The following is a 17998-nucleotide window of genomic DNA, read 5'->3' as shown; positions in this document are numbered from 1 at the left end:
CTCAGCGCAGGCGGGCGGCGTGCGCCCGGGAGGTCAGCTCGGCCGACAGGGCCCACGCCTCGGCCAGGTCGCGGTCCTGGGCGGTGGCGCCGGAGCCGCCGGCGGTGTCCGCGTAGACGGTGGCCAGCCCCAGCCGGCGCTGGACCGGCCCCTGCACCACCCGCACGCTCTGGATCCGCGCGTACGGGACGATCGCCACCTGCCGGGTCAGCAGGCCCGACCGGGTGGCGAAGACCCGCTCGAACAGTCCCGCGCCGAGCGCACGCCGCCCCAGCGGGTGCAGCCAGCGCGTGCGGGGCGGCGGCGGACTCAGCGTGAGCGCGTCGAGGCGTACCCCCGGGAGCACCTCGGCGACGATCGCCGCCGCCGTCGGTAGGTCGCCGACCGGTAGCAGCCGGTCGGGTCGGTTGCGGTCATCGGCCTCGGCGACGGAGTAACCGGCCACCTCCAGGCGCAACCGCAGCCAGCCGTTCACCCGCCACAACAACGGCCAGGTGGCCCGCACGGTCTGCACCCGCTCCAGCGGCACGGTCTGCGCCCGCGTCTCCAGCAGACCGTTGTGCACCCGCAGCGTGGCGCCGTCGCGGCCCAGCCGGAAGTTCCAGTCGTCGAGGACCCGGCGGATCGGTTGCAGCAGCACACCCGCCATCGCGGTCAACGTGCTGGCGACCGCGACGAACGACCACGACCCCGCGGTGAGGAACTGCACCACGACGAAGGCGACACCGAACGGGAGCAGGAACGCCTGCGGGGTGAGTAGTTGACTGACCAGCAGATCCTTGTTACGTACGGCGTGTAGCGGCCGACCGGGCGTGGCCGCCGGAGCCGTCGCGACACCCGGGGCGACCGGGTGCTCCGGCGCGGGTGTCTGCGCCACCCGCCCGGCCAGCGCCAGCAGCCGCCCGCGCAGCCGGGCCGCGTCGGCCACCCCGAGGTACGCCAGCGGCGCCTCGGTCTTGCCCCCGCCGACCACCTCCAGGCGCAGCTCGGCCAGGCCGGTGAGCTGGGCGAGCAGCGGCCGGACCACCTCCACGGCCTGCAACCGTTCCAGCGGGATCGCCCGGGTACGCCGCCAGAGCAGCCCCTCGTACACCCGCAGTTCGCGGCCCACCACGTGGTAGCCGGTGTTGTACCAGCTGATCACCGACAGCACGGTCGCGCCGAGCGCCAGCGCCCCCACCATCGCGGCGAACCAGCCGAAGCCGACCCGGGACAGCGTCGACCAGGACAACCCGGCGATCACCACGACCAGTGACTTGGCCCCGTGCAGCAGTGGGCTGAGGGGGTGCAGTCGTTGCCGTGGCTCGCCGTCGCCGTCGCCCGGTGGCGTCGGCCACGGCGCGGGCGCCCCCGGCGGCACCGGGCCAGGCGGTGCCACACCAGTGGGCAGCGCCGGCCCCGGTGGCGTCGGGCCGGTGGGTGGCACGGTGCTCGGCTCGGCGGGCCCGTCGCTCATCGGCGCGGCCCTCGGCTGCCCGCGCGGGTGCTCACAGGCCCTCCGCCCGGTCCTCGCCGAGCGCGGTGAGCCGGTCGCGCAGCCGGGACGCCTCCGCGGGGCGCAGCCCCGGCACCCGGGCATCGCTGGCCGCCGCCGCCGTGTGCAACTGCACGGTGGCCAGGTCGAAGGCGCGTTCCAACGGCCCGGCGCTGACGTCGATGAACTGCATCCGCGAGTACGGGACGATGGAGAGCCGCCGGACCAGCAGCCCGTGCCGCACCAGCAGGTCGTTTTCCCGTTCGGCGTACCCCCAGGCCCGGACCGCCCGGACGACGGTGATGGCCCGCCACGCGCCGAGCCCCAGCACGACGGCGAGGGCGAGCCCGAACAGCCAGTGCCCGCTCAAGGCCCAGCCGACCGCCGTCACCGCCAGCCCGATGGCGACCACGACCGCCAGCCGGATCAGCTCCACCCAGATCAGGTCGGTGGAGATCGACTGCCAGTGCACCGTGTCCGGCCAGGGCTCCAACGGCCCGCGCCCGACGGATGAGCCCGGGTCGGGCGGCAGGAGGCCGGGTGCCGGCAGGTCGGGCGCGCGATGGTCGGCGGTGGCTGACGGCCGGTGGCCGGGTGGCGGCACCGCGCCCGGCGGCAGCGGGGCGGGCGACGCGACGTCCGCAGCGGTGGGGTGCGGGCCGAGCGTGCCGGGCGCGGGAAACGCGCCGGGCGGCGGCGCGACGCCGGGTGGGGTGGCCGGGGTGGGCGGCCAGGACGGGGAGGTGGGGCCGGGGGAAGCCGGTGGGTCGCCGCTCACACGTCGAGCGTAGGCGATCCGGGCACTTCAGCGACGGCACGCAGGAAGCCGCGAGCCTCCAGGAAATCACCGAGGCTGCCCCGATGCTCCTCGCAGGCGAGCCAGGTCTTTCGGCGCTCGGCGTCGTGCAGGCGCGGATTGTTCCACTTCAGGGCCCACACGGCGGGGGCGCGACAACCCCGGGCCGAGCAGACCAGGGGCTCGTCGGCAGGGGAGGGGATGCTCATCCCGGCCAGTCTAGGGCGGCGGGACGGAGGGCTTGAGCGCCGGGCGGCCACGGGGGGAGCCGCCCGGCGACGGGGTGAATCGTACACGCGGCGGACGGGTCCGTGTCCACCCGTGACGCGCGATTCGGCTGCTGAGGACGGCGCGGCAAAAATCGGCTTCTCCCCACCTCGACACTCAGGAAGGCGTGCGAGTCTTGATACCGCACCAGCCGCGACGACCGACAAACGCTGTGGAGGACCGGTGGCCCAGCCGACCATGCCCGACGCCCCGACGCCGAACGGGGCGTCGGCCCCGGAGAAACCCGCCCCGGCGACCACACCCGCGCAGGACGCCACTCTGCTGGAGAAGGCGCTGTTCGAGATCAAGCGGGTGATCGTCGGGCAGGACCGGATGGTGGAGCGGATGTTCGTCGCGCTGCTCGCCCGCGGCCACTGCCTCCTCGAAGGGGTTCCCGGGGTGGCCAAGACCCTCGCCGTGGAGACCCTCGCCAAGGTCGTCGGCGGGTCCTTCGCCCGGGTGCAGTTCACCCCGGACCTGGTGCCGGCCGACATCATGGGCACCCGGATCTACCGGCAGTCGAGCGAGAAGTTCGACGTGGAGCTGGGCCCGGTCTTCGTCAACTTCCTGCTCGCCGACGAGATCAACCGGGCTCCGGCCAAGGTGCAGTCGGCGCTGCTGGAGGTGATGAGCGAGCGGCAGGTGTCCATCGGTGGGGAGAGCCACCGGGTGCCCGACCCGTTCCTGGTGATGGCCACCCAGAACCCGATCGAGCAGGAGGGCGTCTACCCGCTGCCGGAGGCGCAGCGGGACCGGTTCCTCATGAAGATCGTCGTGGGCTACCCCACCGACGCGGAGGAACGCGAGATCGTCTACCGGATGGGCGTGGCCGCGCCGGAGCCGACGGCGGTCTTCGACACCCCCGAGCTGATCGCCCTGCAACGCAAGGCCGACCAGGTCTTCGTGCACAACGCCCTGGTCGACTACGCGGTGCGTCTGGTGCTGGCGACCCGCGCCCCGGCCGAGCACGGCATGCCGGACGTCGCCCAGCTGATCCAGTACGGGGCCAGCCCGCGCGCCTCGCTCGGCCTGGTCCGGGCCACCCGCGCCCTGGCGCTGCTGCGCGGACGCGACTACGCCCTGCCGCAGGACGTGCAGGACATCGCCCCGGACATCCTGCGGCACCGGCTGGTGCTCAGCTACGACGCGCTCGCCGACGACGTGCCGGCCGACCACATCGTGCACCGGGTGATGTCCACCATCCCGCTGCCGGCGGTCGCTCCCCGCCAGCAGGCCACCGCATCGCCGACCGTCGCGCCGCCGGGCGCCGGATGGCCCGGGCAGCGCCCGTGACCTCACCCACCCCTCGTCCCGCCCCTCTCGGCGACCGCAGCGAGGCGGTGCTGTCCCGGCTCCAGCTCCTGGTCACCCGCAAGCTCGACGGTCTGCTCCAGGGCGACTACGCCGGTCTGCTCCCCGGGCCGGGCAGCGAGGCGGGGGAGTCACGGGAATACCGGCCCGGCGACGACGTACGCCGGATGGACTGGCCGGTCACCGCACGGACCACGACGCCGCACGTGCGGCGTACGGTCGCCGATCGGGAACTGGAGACCTGGCTGGCGCTGGACCTCTCGGCCAGCCTGGACTTCGGCACCGGGCAGTGGCTCAAGCGGGAGGTGGTGGTGGCCGCCGCGGCCGCCATCACCCACCTGACCGTGCGCGGCGGCAACCGCATCGGCGCCGTGATCGGCACCGGCGGGGGGACGCCCGCGCCGGCCCGGCGCTGGCGGGGCGGGTCGCCCCCGGTCGGGCCCGGGGTGCTCACCCGGCTGCCGGCCCGCTCCGGCCGCAAGGAGGCGCAGGGCCTGCTGCGCGCGGTCGCCGGCACCGCGATCCAGCCCGGCCGGGGTGACCTGGGTGCCCTCGTCGAGATGCTCAACCGCCCGCCCCGACGGCGCGGGGTGGCCGTGGTGGTCTCGGACTTCCTCGCGCCGGCCGAGCAGTGGTCCCGGCCGATGCGCAAGCTGCGCGTCCGCCACGACGTGCTGGCCATCGAGGTGGTCGACCCGCGCGAGCTGGAGCTGCCCGACGTGGGGGTGCTGCCGGTGGTCGACCCGGAAAGTGGCGAGCTGCACGAGGTGCAGACCGCCGACCCGCGGCTGCGGCAGCGCTACGCGGAGGCTGCCGCCGCCCAGCGGGCCACGATCGCAGCCGCGCTGCGCGGCGCCGGCGCGGCCCACCTGCGTCTGCGTACCGACCGAGACTGGCTGCTGGACATGGTGCGTTTCGTGGCCGCGCAGCGGCACGCGCGTACCCGGGGGACGACACGATGATCCGTTTTCTGCAACCGTGGTGGCTGCTGGCCGTGCTGCCGGTGTTCGCCCTCGCCGCGTTCTACGTCTGGCGGCAGCTGCACCGCCGGGCGTACGCGATGCGGTTCACCAACGTGGATCTGCTGCGCACGCTGGCGCCGAAGGGGCTGGGCTGGCGTCGGCACGTACCGGCGACCGCGTTCCTGCTCTGCCTGCTGGTGCTGGCCACCGCGCTGGCCCGGCCGGCGGTGGACACGAAGGAGCCGCTGGAGCGGGCCACCGTGATGCTCGCCATCGACGTGTCGCTGTCGATGCAGGCCGACGACGTGGCGCCGAACCGGCTGGAGGCGGCGCAGGAGGCGGCCAAGCAGTTCGTCAGCGAGCTGCCGGAGAGCTACAACCTGGGCCTCGTGTCGTTCGCCAAGGCCGCGAACGTGCTGGTGCCGCCGGGCAAGGACCGGGACGCGGTGACCAGTGCCATCGACGGGCTGGTGCTGGCCGAGGCGACCGCCACCGGCGAGGCGGTGTTCACCTGCCTGGAGGCGATCCGGTCGGTGCCGGCGGACGGCGCGGCGGGCATCCCACCGGCCCGGATCGTGCTGCTCTCCGACGGGTTCCGCACCTCGGGCCGGTCGGTGGAGGAGGCGGCGGCCGCCGCGCAGGCGGCGAACGTGCCGGTGTCCACCATCGCCTTCGGCACCGACACCGGTCAGGTCGACATCGGCGGGCAGCTCCAGCGGGTGCCGGTGGACCGGATGGCCCTGGCCGAGCTGGCCGAGACCACCGAGGGCTACTTCTACGAGGCGGCCTCGGTGAGCGAGTTGAAGCAGGTCTACCAGGACATGGGCAGCTCGATCGGTTTCCGCACCGAGCCGCGCGAGGTGACCCAGTGGTACGCCGGAGTGGCGTTGCTGTTGGCGCTCTGCGCGGGCGCGCTCAGCCTGCTGTGGTCGTCGCGGATGCTCTGAGCGGGCGCGTCGAGCGAGGGCCGGCGGTGGGTCAGTGACCGCCGCCGGCCAGGACGAAGACGACGGCCACCCAGACGGCGGCGAGGGTGAAGCCCAGCGGGGCGACGTAACGGCTCATGGACGGCTCCGGTGGCGGCTGGACGGTCCGCGTGCGGGGGCGGACCGCAGGGGGTGGGGACGCGCACACGAAGTCGTGACCGGGCGGCTCCCGGCGACCGTCCGGGGTCGGACGGCGCGGCACACGCGCCTCGGCAGGAGCCGAAGCGGTGCGGGAGCGGAGCGGGGTCAGCTCACCAGACTGAGTCGTGGCTCAGCGGGGCTGACCATCGGCCCGGCCACGACTGGGAGGATCGCTATCTCGCACAGCGATCACCTCCTGCAAGTCGGCCCGGCCGGAACGTCGATGATCGTACACCTGAGGTGTCGACCGGACGCACTCGGCCGACCGGCCGGTGCCCCCTCCACCGCCCGGCCGCCGCCCCGCCCCGCGGCGGTCCGCCGGCCGGTCCACCCGCACCAGCGTGACCAGCACGACCGCCAGTAGGGGCAACCAGCAGCACCGGGCCAGCACCCAGCCCGGACCGTCCGGCGCGGTGTGCAGACCCGGCAGGGCCACCCCGGCCCGGGCGGTGAGCGCGGTCACCGCCACCAGCACCGGCTGGTGCCACAGGTAGATCCAGTCGGTGGGCGCCTCGGCCGCCCAGAACCGGCGCCCACCGGGCAGGTCGTCGGCGTGCCGCACCCCGGCGCCGACCCCGCCGAGGCTGACCACGTCGGTGACCTGGACCGGGGCGTCCGTGGCGGCCAGCGACACCACCAGCGCCCCGTAGCTGTGCCCGACCAGGGTGATCGTCGCGGCCGGCCGGCGCGCGGCCAGCTCCCGCAGCAGGCCGGCCAGCCCGGCCGCACCCTGTCGGGCGCGGACGCCACCGGCGGCCGTCAACACCCCGTCCGGCGGGTCGTAGCCCAGCCAGGCCAGCACCGCGACCCGCGCCGCCGGATCGGCCGACCGCAGCTGGCGGTACAGCTGCCCGGCCTGCGCCGCCGGAGCGCGGCGGGCCACCCCGCCCAGCCCCCGGTCGTAGTCGGCGAGCGTGCTGCCCACCCCCGGCACCAACACCGCGATCCGGTCCGCGCCCGCCAGGTCGCCCAGCACCTCGACGACGCGACCGTCGCCGCGCCGGTCGAACAGCAGGAACCGGCGTCCGCCGGCCACCCAGTCCGCGTACGGGGGGCCGGCCGCGCGCATCGCCGCCGCCGTCACCGGGTACGCCTCGACGAACCCGGGCGCCGCGACCAGCCCGGGTGGTGCCGGCAGGATCAGGTTCACGCCGAGCAGCGCGCCCAACGCCAGCCGGCTGGCACCTCGTCGTCGCATCACGTTCTCCCTCCGGAATGTCGTCCGGAGGGAGAATGGGCGGGTGGGCGGTGCCCGGTCGTCGTCCCGCGGAGCCGTCCGTGGGCTGGCTCCCCGGGACTACTCGCCGGCGGCCACCAGACCCGTCTCGTACGCCAGCACCACGGCCTGGGCGCGGTCGCGCAGCCCCAGCTTGGCCAGGATCCGCCCGACGTGCGTCTTCACGGTCTGCTCGGCCACCACCCGCACCGCCTGCACCAGGTCGGCCGCCGGGGCGTCCTTGAGCAGGAAGCCGCTCGCCCCGGCGCGCAGCGCCTCGTACACGTAGTCGTCCAGGTCGAAGGTGGTGAGGATGAGCACCCGGGGGCGCTGCGCCGCCCGGTCGCCGAGCAGCTTGCGGGTGGCCTCCAGCCCGTCCATGACCGGCATCCGGACGTCCATCAGCACCACGTCCGGGTCGAGCCGGCGGGCGGCGGCGACGGCCTGCGCACCGTCGGCGGCGTCACCCACCACCAGCAGGTCCGGCTGGGCGGCGAGCAGCGCGCCGAAGCCCTGCCGGACCATCGCCTGGTCGTCGGCGATCAGCACCTTGATCATGCGTCTCCGCTCTCCGCCTCGTACGGCAGTTCGGCCGCCACCGCGTAACCCCCGTCGGGCAGCGGCCCGGCGGTGAACGTACCGCCCACCGAGGTGGCGCGCTCCCGCATGCCGGTCAGCCCGTGCCCCGGCCCGCCGTCGGCGCTCGGTCCGGCGTCGGCCGGGGAGTTCTCGACGCGTACTCCCAGCCTGGACGGGTCGGCGCGGACCGTGACGCGCACCGCGGCCCCGGCCGCGTGCCGGGCCGCGTTGGCCAACCCCTCCTGCACGATGCGGTACGCGGCCAGCCCGACCGGCGCGGGCACCCGCCCGTCCTGGACCGGCCCGGCGTCCAACGTCACCGGCAGCCCGGCCCGGCGGGCGGCCTCCACCATCGCGTCGAGGTCGCCCAGGCCGGGTTGTGGCGCGGTCTGGGCACCGGTGGCCTCGCTGCGCAGCACCCCCAGCAGCCGCCGCATGTCGGTCAGCGCGTCGCGGGCCGAGGCGGCGATGGCGACGAACTCCGCCGTTGCCGGCGCCGGCACGTCGGTCAGCCGGTACGGGGCGGTCTCCGCCTGCACGGCGATCAGCGACATGTGGTGAGCCACCACGTCGTGCAGCTCCCGGGCGATCCGGGTGCGTTCCTCCAGCACCGCACGCCGTTCCTGCTCCCGCTCGCTCAGCTCGGTCTGCGCGGCCAACGCGCGCCGGGACGTCTGGTTGCGCCGGATCAGATCGCCGACGATCGCCAGCGCGCCGAGCAGCAGCAGGACCGGCACCCGGTTGTCGGGGTGCACCAGGGTCAGCACCGGCACCGTGGTGATCGTCACCACCCAGAGCAGCACCGGCCGGTCGACCCGCGCGACGACCACCGCGACCACCGCGACCGACCCGAGCGCCAGCGGCGGCGTCCACGGCCAGGACCGGTCGGCCGGCGCGTTGAACGTGCAGATCAGCAGGGCCAGCACCGTCAGCCGCCAGGCCAGCAGCGGACGCCGGGGCAGCGCCAGCAGCGGCGCCACGGTCATCGCCGCGAACAGCACCGCGACCGGCAGCGACAGGCCCCACTCGCTCTCCACGGTCAGCGTGATCAGGAAGAGGCCGAGCACGGCGAGCAGCCCGACGGGCGCGCCGTACGGGGCCAGCGTGGGCCAACGGGCCAGCAGCGGGCGTTCGACCGGGGCGTCCGGGCCCAGCAGGGTGTGCCGCAGGGCTCGCAGGGCCACGGCGATCGGTTGCCGGTTCACCACCGGGAGGCTACGGGCCGAGCCCGCCGCAAGGCGTGCCACCAGGGGTTGATCCCGGTGTCGTACCCCGGTGTGACACGACTCCCGTTAGCGCTTACCTGCCGGTAACGCCTAGGCTCCGACGCGTCCGTGCTGACCATTCGCAAGGGGGAACAGTGGCCCGTACCGTGCTGGTGACCGGGGGCAACCGGGGGATCGGCCTGGCCATCGCGCAGGCCTTCGCCAAGCAGGGCGACCGGGTGGCGGTCACCCACCGCAGCGGCGAGGCACCCGACGGGCTGTTCGGCGTCCGCGCCGACGTCACCGACGCCGCCTCGATCGACGCCGCGTTCACCGCCGTCGAGGCTGAGCTGGGGCCGGTCGAGGTGCTGGTCGCCAACGCCGGCATGACCGACGACACGCTGCTGCTGCGGATGACCGAGGAGCAGTTCACCGGGGTGCTGGACACCAACCTCACCGGCGCGTTCCGGGTCGCCAAGCGGGCCTCCGGCAAGATGCTCCGCGCCAAGTGGGGCCGCATGGTCTTCATCTCGTCGGTGGTCGGCCTGTCCGGCGGTGCCGGTCAGGTCAACTACGCGGCCAGCAAGGCCGGCCTCGTCGGCGTGGCCCGCTCGATCACCCGCGAACTGGGCAGCCGCAACATCACCGCGAACGTGGTGGCGCCCGGCTTCATCGACACGGACATGACCGCCGGCCTGTCCGACGACCGCAAGGCGGAGATCCGCAAGTCCATCCCGGCCGGCCGGATGGCCAGCCCGGACGAGGTCGCCGCGGTGGTCACCTGGCTGGCCTCGGACAGCGCCGGGTACGTCTCCGGCGCCGTCATCCCGGTCGACGGCGGCCTCGGCATGGGCCACTGACCCTTTCTCACTACGGAGGAAATCTGCGATGTCCGGACTGCTCGCCGGTAAGCGCCTGCTCGTCACCGGTGTCATCACCGACGCCTCGATCGCCTTCTCGGTGGCGAAGCTCGCTCAGGAGAACGGCGCGCAGGTCGTGCTCACCGGCTACGGCCGGCTCTCCCTGGTCGAGCGGATCGCCAAGCGGCTGCCCGAGCCGGCGCCGGTCATCGAGGTGGACGTCACCAACACCGAGCACCTGGCCGGCCTCGCCGACCGGGTCCGCGAGCACGTCGACGGCCTCGACGGTGTCGTGCACTCGATCGGCTTCGCCCCGCAGAGCTGCCTCGGCGGCGGCTTCCTCGACGCGCCCTGGGAGGACGTGGCGACCGCCCTGCACGTCTCCACCTTCTCCTACAAGTCCCTCGCGATGGCGGCGCTGCCGCTGATGTCGCCCGGCGGCGCGGTGGTCGGACTGACGTTCGACGCCACCAAGGCGTGGCCGGTCTACGACTGGATGGGCGTGGCCAAGGCCGGCCTGGAGTCCGCGTCCCGTTACCTGGCGCTGCACCTGGGCAAGCAGGGCATCCGCAGCAACCTGGTCGCCGCCGGCCCACTGCGCACCATCGCCGCCAAGTCGATCCCCGGCTTCGACCAGTTCGAGGACGCCTGGACCGAGCGGGCCCCGCTGGGCTGGAGCCTCACCGACCAGGAGCCCGCCGCCCGGGCCTGCCTGGCACTGCTGTCCGACTGGTTCCCGGCCACCACCGGCGAGATCGTGCACGTCGACGGCGGCTACCACGCCATCGGCGCCTGACCCTGCCACGACGACGCCCCCGGCGCTCCGGACGCGTGACCCACGCGTCCGGAGCAGGGGGCGTCGCCGGGCCGTCCGGGCCGAGGGGCGAGAATGACCCCATGTCGTACGACGCGGTGGTGCTGGTGTCCTTCGGTGGACCGGAGCGGCCCGAGGACGTGATGCCGTTCCTGCAGAACGTGACCCGCGGTCGGGGTGTGCCGCCCGAGCGGCTGGCCGAGGTCGCCGAGCACTACCAGCACTTCGGTGGGGTGTCCCCGATCAACCAGCAGAACCGCGAGCTGCTGGCCGCCGTCCGCGCCGACTTCGCCGCGCACGGCCTCGACCTGCCCATCTACTGGGGCAACCGCAACTGGGATCCGATGCTCGCCGACACCGTGACCCAGATGCGCGACGACGGGATCACCCGGGCGCTGGCCTTCGTCACCAGCGCGTACGGCGGCTACTCGTCCTGCCGGCAGTACCAGGAGGACATCGCCGCCGCCCGTGCCGCGGTCGGCCCGGACGCGCCGGTGATCGAGAAGTTGCGCCAATTCTGGGACCACCCGGGCTTCGTCGAGCCGCACACCGACGCCGTCCGCGCCGCCCTGGCCCAGCTCGACCCGGCGAAGCGGGACAGCACCCGGCTGGTCTTCACCGCCCACTCCATTCCCAGCTCGATGGCGGCCAACGCCGGCCCGCACGGCGGCCGGTACGAGGCGCAGCTACACGAGACCGCCCGGCTGGTGGCCGCGGCCGCCGCCCCCGACCTCCCGTACGACCTCGTCTGGCAGAGCCGCTCCGGCCCGCCGCACGTGCCGTGGCTGAAGCCGGACATCAACGATCACCTGGCCACCCTCGCGCAGAGCGGCACCACCAGCGTGGTCGTCAGCCCCATCGGGTTCGTCTCCGACCACCTGGAAGTGGTGTGGGACCTGGACACCGAGGCGTTGGAGACCGCCAAGCAACTCGGCCTGGACTTCGTCCGGGCCGACACACCGGGCACCGACCCGCGCTTCGTGACCATGGTCCGTGAGCTGGTCACCGAGCGGACCGACCCGGACGGCGCGCAGCTGCGCCGTCGACTCGGCGAGCTGCCGATGTGGGACAGCTGCCCCACCGTCTGCTGCGTGCCGACCCGCCGTCCGACGCCCGCTGGGGGAACCGATGCATGACCGCAAGCCCGTGCAGAGCTGGCTGACCGACATGGACGGCGTACTCGTGCACGAGGGTCAGCCGGTACCCGGCGCGCCAGAGTTCATCAACCGGCTGCGTGCCTCCGGCAAGCCGTTCCTGGTGCTGACCAACAACTCGATCTACACCCCGCGCGACCTGACGGCCCGGCTGAGCCGGATGGGACTGGACGTGCCGGAGGAGTCGATCTGGTCGTCCGCGCTGGCCACCGGCCAGTTCCTCGCCGACCAGCGGCCCGGCGGCACCGCGTACGTCATCGGGGAGGCCGGGCTGACCACGGCGTTGCACGCCGTCGGGTACGTGCTCACCGACTTCGCCCCCGACTACGTGGTGCTCGGCGAGACCCGCACCTACAGCTTCGAGGCGATCACCAAGGCGGTCCGCCTGATCAACGACGGGGCCCGTTTCATCTGCACCAACCCCGACGTGACCGGCCCGTCGGTGGAGGGCGCCCTGCCCGCCGCCGGCTCGGTCGCCGCCATGATCTCCAAGGCGACCGGGGTGGAGCCGTACTTCGTCGGCAAACCCAACCCGATGATGATGCGCTCGGCGTTGAACACCATCAACGCGCACTCGGAGAGCACCGCGATGATCGGTGACCGGATGGACACCGACATCCTCTGTGGCCTGGAGGCCGGGCTGGAGACGATCCTGGTGCTCACCGGGATCAGCAGCCGCACCGAAGCGGAGCGCTACCCGTACCGCCCGTCCCGCATCATCAACTCCGTCGCAGACCTGCTCGACGAGGTCTGACCCGCCTCGCGCGCTGACCCGCCTCGCGCGCTGGGCCGCCTCGCGCGCTGGGCCGCCTCGCGCCGCGTGGCGATGATCGCGCTCGATCCAGGAAGTAGTGGTCATCCTCCCGCCGGAGGCCACTACATCCTGGATCGAGTGCGATCTTGCCCGCTGCGGGCGGCGATCTTGCCCGCTGGGGCGTCGCTCGGGCGTTCCGGTCAGGGGCGCAGGGGGGCGTTGCAGGCGGCCACCAGCGCCTGCCGGCAGGCCGCGGTGAGGGGGCGCAGCGCCGCGTCGCGCTGCTGGGCCTCGTAGTTGTTGATCGCCCCACCGGGCGCGGCGTGGCCGGCCAGCGCCAGCACCCGGTCGAGGACCGCGGCGCGGGCGAACAGCCGCCGGGCCCGCGGGTCGAAGCCCGGTGGCAGGTCGGTGGCGCCGTCCGGGCGGCGCAGGGCGGCCAGCGCGCCGGCCAGCTCGGGTCGCCACTGGGCCACGTCGAGGCGGGTCAGCGCGGCGGTCGTCTCGGCCAGCGCGGCGGCCAGCTCGGCCTCCGCCTCGGCGGCGCCGGGCAGCGAGAGGGAGGCGGCGTGCGCGTTCGCCGGCAGCGGATACACCCGCCACAGCACCGTCTCGAAACAGTCCCCCGAACCGGAGGTGTGCGACCGCACCTGCGGGATCAAACCGAGCCCGCCGGCCACCACCGCCTCGCCCGTGACGAGCGCGGCTCCGGCGAAATCCCCCGGGCCGGGCAGACCCCGGGGGTCACCCGGCGCCGGCAGCACCAGACGGATCTCGTCCGGGGAGAGCTTGGCCAGGGTGGGCAGCGCGGCGCCCAGCGGGACGTCGGTCCAGGTGCCGGGGGCGTCCGCGACGAGGTGCTCCTCGTCGCCGGCGATGGCGTCGGCGACCTCGTCGTACGGCACCAACCCAGCGCGCCACGCGCGCACCCAGGCAACGAACCGGCTTGACCGGCGCGGCGCGACTGTGGCCGCGCCCGTTGCGGGGGTGGACATGCCGAAAGGGTACGTGGTCACGGCCGGCCCTGTCTCGACTGCCGCTCCGGCCGCCCGCCCTGCCCCGAACTGCCCCCTTCGCCCTTGTTCGGCTTGCGAAGGCCGCCACCGCTGCCCCGTGTCGATCATGAAGTTGTGGTGGGCGGTAAACGTGGATTGCAGGACTTTCGCGAGGCACCACAACCCCATGATCGACGGAGTGGGGCGGCGGGCGGTGTGTCGGGAGTGGGGCGGGCGGTGGGGGAGTTAGCGTGCTGGACATGGCGGGGCGATACGGCGAGGACGTGTTGGCGGGGGACTGGCGGCGACGCAAGGTCACCCCCGAGGTGGACGCCGAACCGGACCTCGTGGTCGAGGACGCCGACTCCGGATTCTGCGGTGCGGTGGTCGGCTTCGAGGCCGGCGCGGTGATCCTGGAGGACCGGCACGGTCGGCGGCGCAACTTCCCGCTGCTCCCCGCCGCCTTCCTGCTCGACGGTCGCCCGGTCACCCTGCGCCGTCCCACCCGCGCGCCGGTGCCGGCGGCCCGTCGGCGCACCGCGTCCGGTTCGGTGGCCGTGGACAACGTCCGGGCTCAGGTGGCAAAGGCCAGCCGGATCTGGGTGGAGGGCATCCATGACGCCGCGCTGGTCGAGCGGATCTGGGGCGACGACCTGCGGATCGAGGGTGTGGTCGTCGAGCCGTTGGACGGCATCGACGACCTCGACGCCGACGTCCGCGACTTCGGCCCCGGCCCGACCCGACGACTCGGCGTCCTCGTCGACCACCTGGTGCCGGGCAGCAAGGAGAGTCGGATCGTCGCCCGCGTGAACTCGCCGTACGTGCTGGTGACCGGGCACCCCTACGTGGACGTGTGGCAGGCGGTCAAGCCGGCGGCGCTGGGCATCGCGGCGTGGCCGGTGGTGCCGCCGGGGCAGCCGTGGAAGGAGGGGGTCTGCGCGGCCCTCGGGGTGGCCGAGCCGGCCGACATGTGGCGGCACATCCTGTCTCGGGTGAACAGCTTCGCCGACGTGGAAACACCCCTGATCAACGCCATGGAACGCCTCATCGACTTCGTCACCGAGCCAGCCTGACCCGCCCGCCCGCCGGCCCGCCGGCCCGCCGGCCCGCCGCCCGCCGCCCGCCGGCCCGGCCGCCTGCCGGCCCGGCCGCCCGCCGCCCGGCCCCCTGTCGCGCCCGCACCGCAAGATCCGCGCAGTTTCCCTGATGTTGCTGCCTCCGAGCGCGACGAGGCACCACCATCGGTGATGTTGCGCGGATCTTGGACAGGCGGCGCGGATGTCGCCGGCGAGGCGGCGCGTTTCGTGGGCGGCGCGGGTCGCGGAAGGGGTGGGGGCAGCGCGGGACTCAGGGCACCTGGTCGGGGGTGCGGGTGTGGACGAAGGTGGCAATGTCCAGGGCGACTGCCCGGCCGTGGCCGTCGCGCAGCACGCGGAGGATCTCGCCATTCTCGTCGCCGGCGTGGCCCCGCCACCGGTCCGGCCCCTCGGCCACGAAGCGCAGATTCGGCGCACCGACGGGGCCGGCGCGCAGTTCGCCGGCGGCATCGACGGACACCTCGATCTCGCTGCCCATCCACCACCAGCGGCCGGTGAGCTCGGCCAGTTCGGCCGGTGGCGCGGCGGCGGCCGGCAGCCAGGGCGTGACCGGCGCGGGCTCGGCGTCCAGCACCAGGGTGAGGAGCTGCCGGCCGAGCGCGCCGATGTGCCCGGTGCGCAGGCCGTACGAGTTGGCGAAGCCGACCACCGCGGTACGGCTGGGTCGGTGTACGGCCAACGAGGCGACGTAGCCGGGCATCGAGCCGCCGTGCCCGACGTACACCCGGTCGCCTTCCCGGAAGAGCTCCACCCCGAGGCCGTGCCCGCTCTTCCACGCCTCCAGGTCGCTGATCACCACGGGTGAGCACATCTCGGTTAACGTGGTGGCGGCCAGCACCGACGGGTCGGGGTCGGCGAGGAACGCGGCCCAGCGGCCCAGGTCCTCGATCGTCGACCAGAGTTGCCCGGCCGGGGCCATCGCGCCGGTGTCGGTACGTGGCTCCTCGCGCAGGGTGTCGTGCCAGGGGTGTACGACGTAGCCGCGGGCGAACGGCTCGGTCTCGGTGTACGTGGTGCGGCGCATGCGCAACGGGGTGAGGATCCGCTCGTCGAGCAGGTCGATCCAGGGCGTCCCGGTGAGTCGTTCGAGCACGCCGCCGAGGAGCCCGTACGCCAGGTTGGAGTAGTGGTACGTGGCGTGCGGCGGGTAGGCGATCTTGTCGGCGGTGAGCCCGGCGAGCAGGGTGGTCAGGTCGACCCCGGCGGTCCGCTCCCACCAGTCGCCCTCGGGTTCGCGCTGGATGCCGCTGGCGTGCCCGAGGAGTTGGCGCAGGGTGAGCGTGCCGACGCCGGTACCCGGGAGGTGCTCCTCCAGCGGGTCGTCGACGGCGAGCCGGCCGGCGTCGCGTAACTGCATGATCAGGGTGGCGGTCATCGTCTTGCTGATCGAGCCCAGCCGGTACTGCAGGTCGACGCCCGGGCGGGGGTGCTCGCCGGCGGTGGCCACGTGCGCCAGTGTGCCGTCGCGGACCACGCCCAGTACCAGCGACGGGGCGTGACCGTCGGCCTGTGCCTGGGCGACCCGGGTGTCGATCTGTCGGGCGGTCTCGGGCAGCAGGGTCACGGGGGTCTCCTCGGATCGGCGCCGCTGATTTCAGGTGTTTTGGTCGGCCGGAAATGGCTTCGCCGAGCCTACTGATCTTCCCGGGAAGGTCGCGCGTGCATGTGCGTGTCACGATCGTGGTGTGGACGCCGTGGTGTGGATCGTGTTGGGTGTGGTGCTGGCGGTCGCCGAGATCTTCACGACGACGCTTTTCCTGATTCTGTTCGGGGTCGGTGCGTTCGCCGCCGCGGGCGCTGCCGCTCTGGGCGCGCCGGTGGCCGTGCAGGCGCTGGTCTTCGCGGTGGTGTCGGCGTTGAGTCTGGTGGTGGCCCGCCCGGTCATGCGACGGCATCGCCGTTCCGCGCTGGACAGCGGCGAGCAGCCGTTCGGTGTGGAGGCGATCGAGGGCTCCACGGCGATGGTGCTGGAACGGGTGGACGCCGAGCACGGCCTCGTCAAGATTGACGGCGAGCTCTGGAGCGCCCGCTCGTACGACACGACGCAGGTTTACGACCCTGGTCAACGGGTTCGGGTGATTAAGGTCCGGGGCGCGACCGCCCTGGTCTGGCAGGACGACGTTTCTTCCGCCGGCGAGCTGCCGGAAGCGAGAGGGTGAACGGGATGACGGTAATCGGGGTGCTGGTGATCGCGGTGGCGCTGATCGCCGTGATAACGCTGGCGAAGGCGGTGCGGATCGTGCCGCAGCAGCGCCAGGACGTGGTGGAACGGCTCGGCAAGTACAAGCGCACCCTCAACCCCGGCCTCAACCTGCTGGTGCCGTTCATCGACGCGGTCCGCACCAAGGTCGACATGCGGGAGCAGGTGGTCAGCTTCCCGCCGCAGCCGGTGATCACCTCGGACAACCTGGTGGTCTCGATCGACACCGTCCTCTACTTCAAGGTGGTCGACTCGGTCCGCGCGACCTACGAGATCTCCAGCTTCCTGCAGGCCATCGAGCAGCTCACCGTCACGACGCTGCGTAACGTGATCGGCTCGCTGGACCTGGAGCGGGCGCTGACCAGCCGCGACGAGATCAACCGGCACCTCTCCGGCGTGCTGGACGAGACGACCGGCCGCTGGGGCATCAAGGTGACCCGGGTGGAGATCAAGGCGATCGAGCCGCCGGCCAGCATCCGCGACTCGATGGAGAAGCAGATGCGCGCTGAGCGGGACCGCCGCGCGGCGATCCTCACGGCCGAGGGCCACAAGCAGTCGGTGATCCTCACCGCCGAGGGTGACAAGCAGTCCGCGGTGCTGCGGGCCGACGGTGACCGGCAGGCCCGGATCCTGCAGGCCGAGGGTCAGGCGAAGGCGATCCGGACGGTCTTCGACGCGATCCACCAGGCGAACCCGAGCCAGAAGGTGCTCGCCTACCAGTACCTGCAGGCCCTGCCGCAGATCGCCCAGGGCAGCGCCAACAAGGTCTGGATCGTCCCGGCCGAGCTGACCAAGGCTCTGGAGGGGATGGGTGGCGCGCTCGGCGGGCTGAGCCAGATGGTGGGGGACCTGCCCGCACCGGAGGCCGCGGACCAGGCGAGCCAGGTCGAGCGCGAGGCCGCGGAGGCCGCGCAGGCCGCGGCGGCCGCCGCTCAGCAGATCCACGATGAGGTACGCGTCGCCGAGGCGCAGGCCACCGGCGGCAAGGGTCAGCAGGGGCTGCCCGCCCCGGAGCCGGTGTCGCCGGCCAGCCTCGTCGAGGACCCGGCCGACCAGCGCGAGCGCGGCTGATCCAGTCTGCCGGCCACCAGGCCGGGTAAATGCGAGAAAGACTCATGGGGCGCTCCGACGCCTGCCACGATCGGTCCTAGGACGGGTGGTGACCAGGCAATCGGGGCGCCCCGGCG

Annotated in this window: 19 protein-coding genes; 10 read left to right on the top strand and 9 right to left on the bottom strand. The window is 73.6% G+C overall.

All coding sequences use genetic code 11. The annotated features are described in order from the left end of the window. Position 1: 1 nt before the first annotated feature. The 3 genes from AB0H52_RS17695 to AB0H52_RS17685 all read right to left on the bottom strand — a co-directional run bounded on the left by AB0H52_RS17695 (position 2) and on the right by AB0H52_RS17685 (position 2479). The gene (locus AB0H52_RS17695; protein ID WP_151493270.1) at positions 2 to 1456 is read right to left on the bottom strand and encodes a PH domain-containing protein; all 1455 of its coding nucleotides are present in this window, start codon (positions 1454 to 1456) and stop codon (positions 2 to 4) included. 31 nt (positions 1457 to 1487) lie between these two features. Further along, on the bottom strand, positions 1488 to 2024 hold the full coding sequence (locus AB0H52_RS17690; RefSeq protein WP_192580534.1) for a PH domain-containing protein: 537 nt from the start codon (positions 2022 to 2024) through the stop codon (positions 1488 to 1490). 224 nt (positions 2025 to 2248) lie between these two features. After that, positions 2249 to 2479 carry a hypothetical protein gene (locus AB0H52_RS17685; protein ID WP_151493366.1) on the bottom strand — a complete coding sequence of 77 codons (231 nt, stop codon included), beginning with the start codon at positions 2477 to 2479 and terminating at the stop codon, positions 2249 to 2251. A gap of 241 nt (positions 2480 to 2720) precedes the next feature. Between AB0H52_RS17685 and AB0H52_RS17680 the strand changes: the two genes are divergently transcribed. From AB0H52_RS17680 to AB0H52_RS17670, 3 genes are read left to right on the top strand one after another with little or no spacing between them, the layout of a single operon-like run. Then, a complete protein-coding gene (locus AB0H52_RS17680) occupies positions 2721 to 3830 on the top strand; it encodes a MoxR family ATPase (RefSeq protein ID WP_151493367.1) in 1110 nt (369 codons plus the stop codon). Further along, complete coding sequence (locus tag AB0H52_RS17675; RefSeq protein WP_357948551.1) at positions 3809 to 4810, top strand: DUF58 domain-containing protein; 1002 nt, start codon at positions 3809 to 3811, stop codon at positions 4808 to 4810. The genes AB0H52_RS17680 and AB0H52_RS17675 overlap by 22 nt, the downstream gene beginning before the upstream one ends. Further along, on the top strand, positions 4807 to 5757 hold the full coding sequence (locus AB0H52_RS17670; protein ID WP_151492726.1) for a VWA domain-containing protein: 951 nt from the start codon (positions 4807 to 4809) through the stop codon (positions 5755 to 5757). Before AB0H52_RS17675 ends, AB0H52_RS17670 begins: the two co-directional genes overlap by 4 nt. Before the next feature lie 31 nt (positions 5758 to 5788). On the opposite strand, the gene AB0H52_RS17665 is transcribed toward AB0H52_RS17670, so the two are convergent. The 4 genes from AB0H52_RS17665 to AB0H52_RS17650 all read right to left on the bottom strand — a co-directional run bounded on the left by AB0H52_RS17665 (position 5789) and on the right by AB0H52_RS17650 (position 8937). Continuing rightward, a complete protein-coding gene (locus AB0H52_RS17665) occupies positions 5789 to 5998 on the bottom strand; it encodes a hypothetical protein (protein WP_151492727.1) in 210 nt (69 codons plus the stop codon). A 69-nt stretch (positions 5999 to 6067) separates the two neighbouring features. After that, entirely contained in the window at positions 6068 to 7135 is a 1068-nt protein-coding gene (locus AB0H52_RS17660) for an alpha/beta hydrolase (protein WP_357948548.1), read from the bottom strand. A gap of 99 nt (positions 7136 to 7234) precedes the next feature. Next, the gene (locus tag AB0H52_RS17655; RefSeq protein ID WP_357948545.1) at positions 7235 to 7711 is read right to left on the bottom strand and encodes a response regulator transcription factor; all 477 of its coding nucleotides are present in this window, start codon (positions 7709 to 7711) and stop codon (positions 7235 to 7237) included. Continuing rightward, positions 7708 to 8937, bottom strand: a complete 1230-nt coding sequence (locus AB0H52_RS17650) for a histidine kinase (RefSeq protein WP_357948542.1) — start codon at positions 8935 to 8937, stop codon at positions 7708 to 7710. Before AB0H52_RS17650 ends, AB0H52_RS17655 begins: the two co-directional genes overlap by 4 nt. 155 nt (positions 8938 to 9092) lie before the next feature. Here AB0H52_RS17650 and fabG point away from each other — a divergent pair, with 155 nt between their 5' ends. The 4 genes from fabG to AB0H52_RS17630 all read left to right on the top strand — a co-directional run bounded on the left by fabG (position 9093) and on the right by AB0H52_RS17630 (position 12519). Further along, positions 9093 to 9797: a 3-oxoacyl-ACP reductase FabG gene (fabG, locus tag AB0H52_RS17645; protein WP_151492730.1), complete on the top strand. Its 705-nt coding sequence runs from the start codon at positions 9093 to 9095 to the stop codon at positions 9795 to 9797. Between the two features lie 28 nt (positions 9798 to 9825). Next, the gene (fabI, locus tag AB0H52_RS17640) at positions 9826 to 10593 is read left to right on the top strand and encodes an enoyl-ACP reductase FabI (protein WP_151492731.1); all 768 of its coding nucleotides are present in this window, start codon (positions 9826 to 9828) and stop codon (positions 10591 to 10593) included. Between the two features lie 101 nt (positions 10594 to 10694). Then, positions 10695 to 11747, top strand: a complete 1053-nt coding sequence (locus AB0H52_RS17635; protein WP_151492732.1) for a ferrochelatase — start codon at positions 10695 to 10697, stop codon at positions 11745 to 11747. After that, positions 11740 to 12519, top strand: a complete 780-nt coding sequence (locus AB0H52_RS17630) for an HAD-IIA family hydrolase (protein ID WP_030337797.1) — start codon at positions 11740 to 11742, stop codon at positions 12517 to 12519. Before AB0H52_RS17635 ends, AB0H52_RS17630 begins: the two co-directional genes overlap by 8 nt. A 200-nt stretch (positions 12520 to 12719) precedes the next feature. On the opposite strand, the gene AB0H52_RS17625 is transcribed toward AB0H52_RS17630, so the two are convergent. Further along, on the bottom strand, positions 12720 to 13514 hold the full coding sequence (locus AB0H52_RS17625; protein WP_151492733.1) for a hypothetical protein: 795 nt from the start codon (positions 13512 to 13514) through the stop codon (positions 12720 to 12722). Positions 13515 to 13774: 260 nt separating this feature from the next. On the opposite strand from AB0H52_RS17625, the gene AB0H52_RS17620 reads away from it, so the two are divergent. After that, positions 13775 to 14587, top strand: a complete 813-nt coding sequence (locus AB0H52_RS17620; protein ID WP_357948537.1) for a DUF3097 domain-containing protein — start codon at positions 13775 to 13777, stop codon at positions 14585 to 14587. 274 nt (positions 14588 to 14861) lie between these two features. Here AB0H52_RS17620 and AB0H52_RS17615 read toward each other — a convergent pair whose 3' ends face one another. Continuing rightward, the gene (locus AB0H52_RS17615) at positions 14862 to 16175 is read right to left on the bottom strand and encodes a serine hydrolase domain-containing protein (RefSeq protein WP_357948534.1); all 1314 of its coding nucleotides are present in this window, start codon (positions 16173 to 16175) and stop codon (positions 14862 to 14864) included. Positions 16176 to 16296: 121 nt separating this feature from the next. On the opposite strand from AB0H52_RS17615, the gene AB0H52_RS17610 reads away from it, so the two are divergent. Next, positions 16297 to 16770, top strand: a complete 474-nt coding sequence (locus tag AB0H52_RS17610) for an NfeD family protein (protein ID WP_151493220.1) — start codon at positions 16297 to 16299, stop codon at positions 16768 to 16770. A 5-nt stretch (positions 16771 to 16775) separates the two neighbouring features. Then, positions 16776 to 17882, top strand: a complete 1107-nt coding sequence (locus AB0H52_RS17605) for an SPFH domain-containing protein (protein ID WP_151493221.1) — start codon at positions 16776 to 16778, stop codon at positions 17880 to 17882. The last annotated feature ends 116 nt before the right edge of the window (positions 17883 to 17998 follow it).

Source organism: Micromonospora sp. NPDC050695, from assembly GCF_040654415.1.
In the GTDB taxonomy this organism is placed as follows: domain Bacteria; phylum Actinomycetota; class Actinomycetes; order Mycobacteriales; family Micromonosporaceae; genus Micromonospora.
The sequence above is the reverse complement of the archived record's forward strand: the minus strand, read 5'-3'. Positions and strand labels throughout refer to the sequence as shown.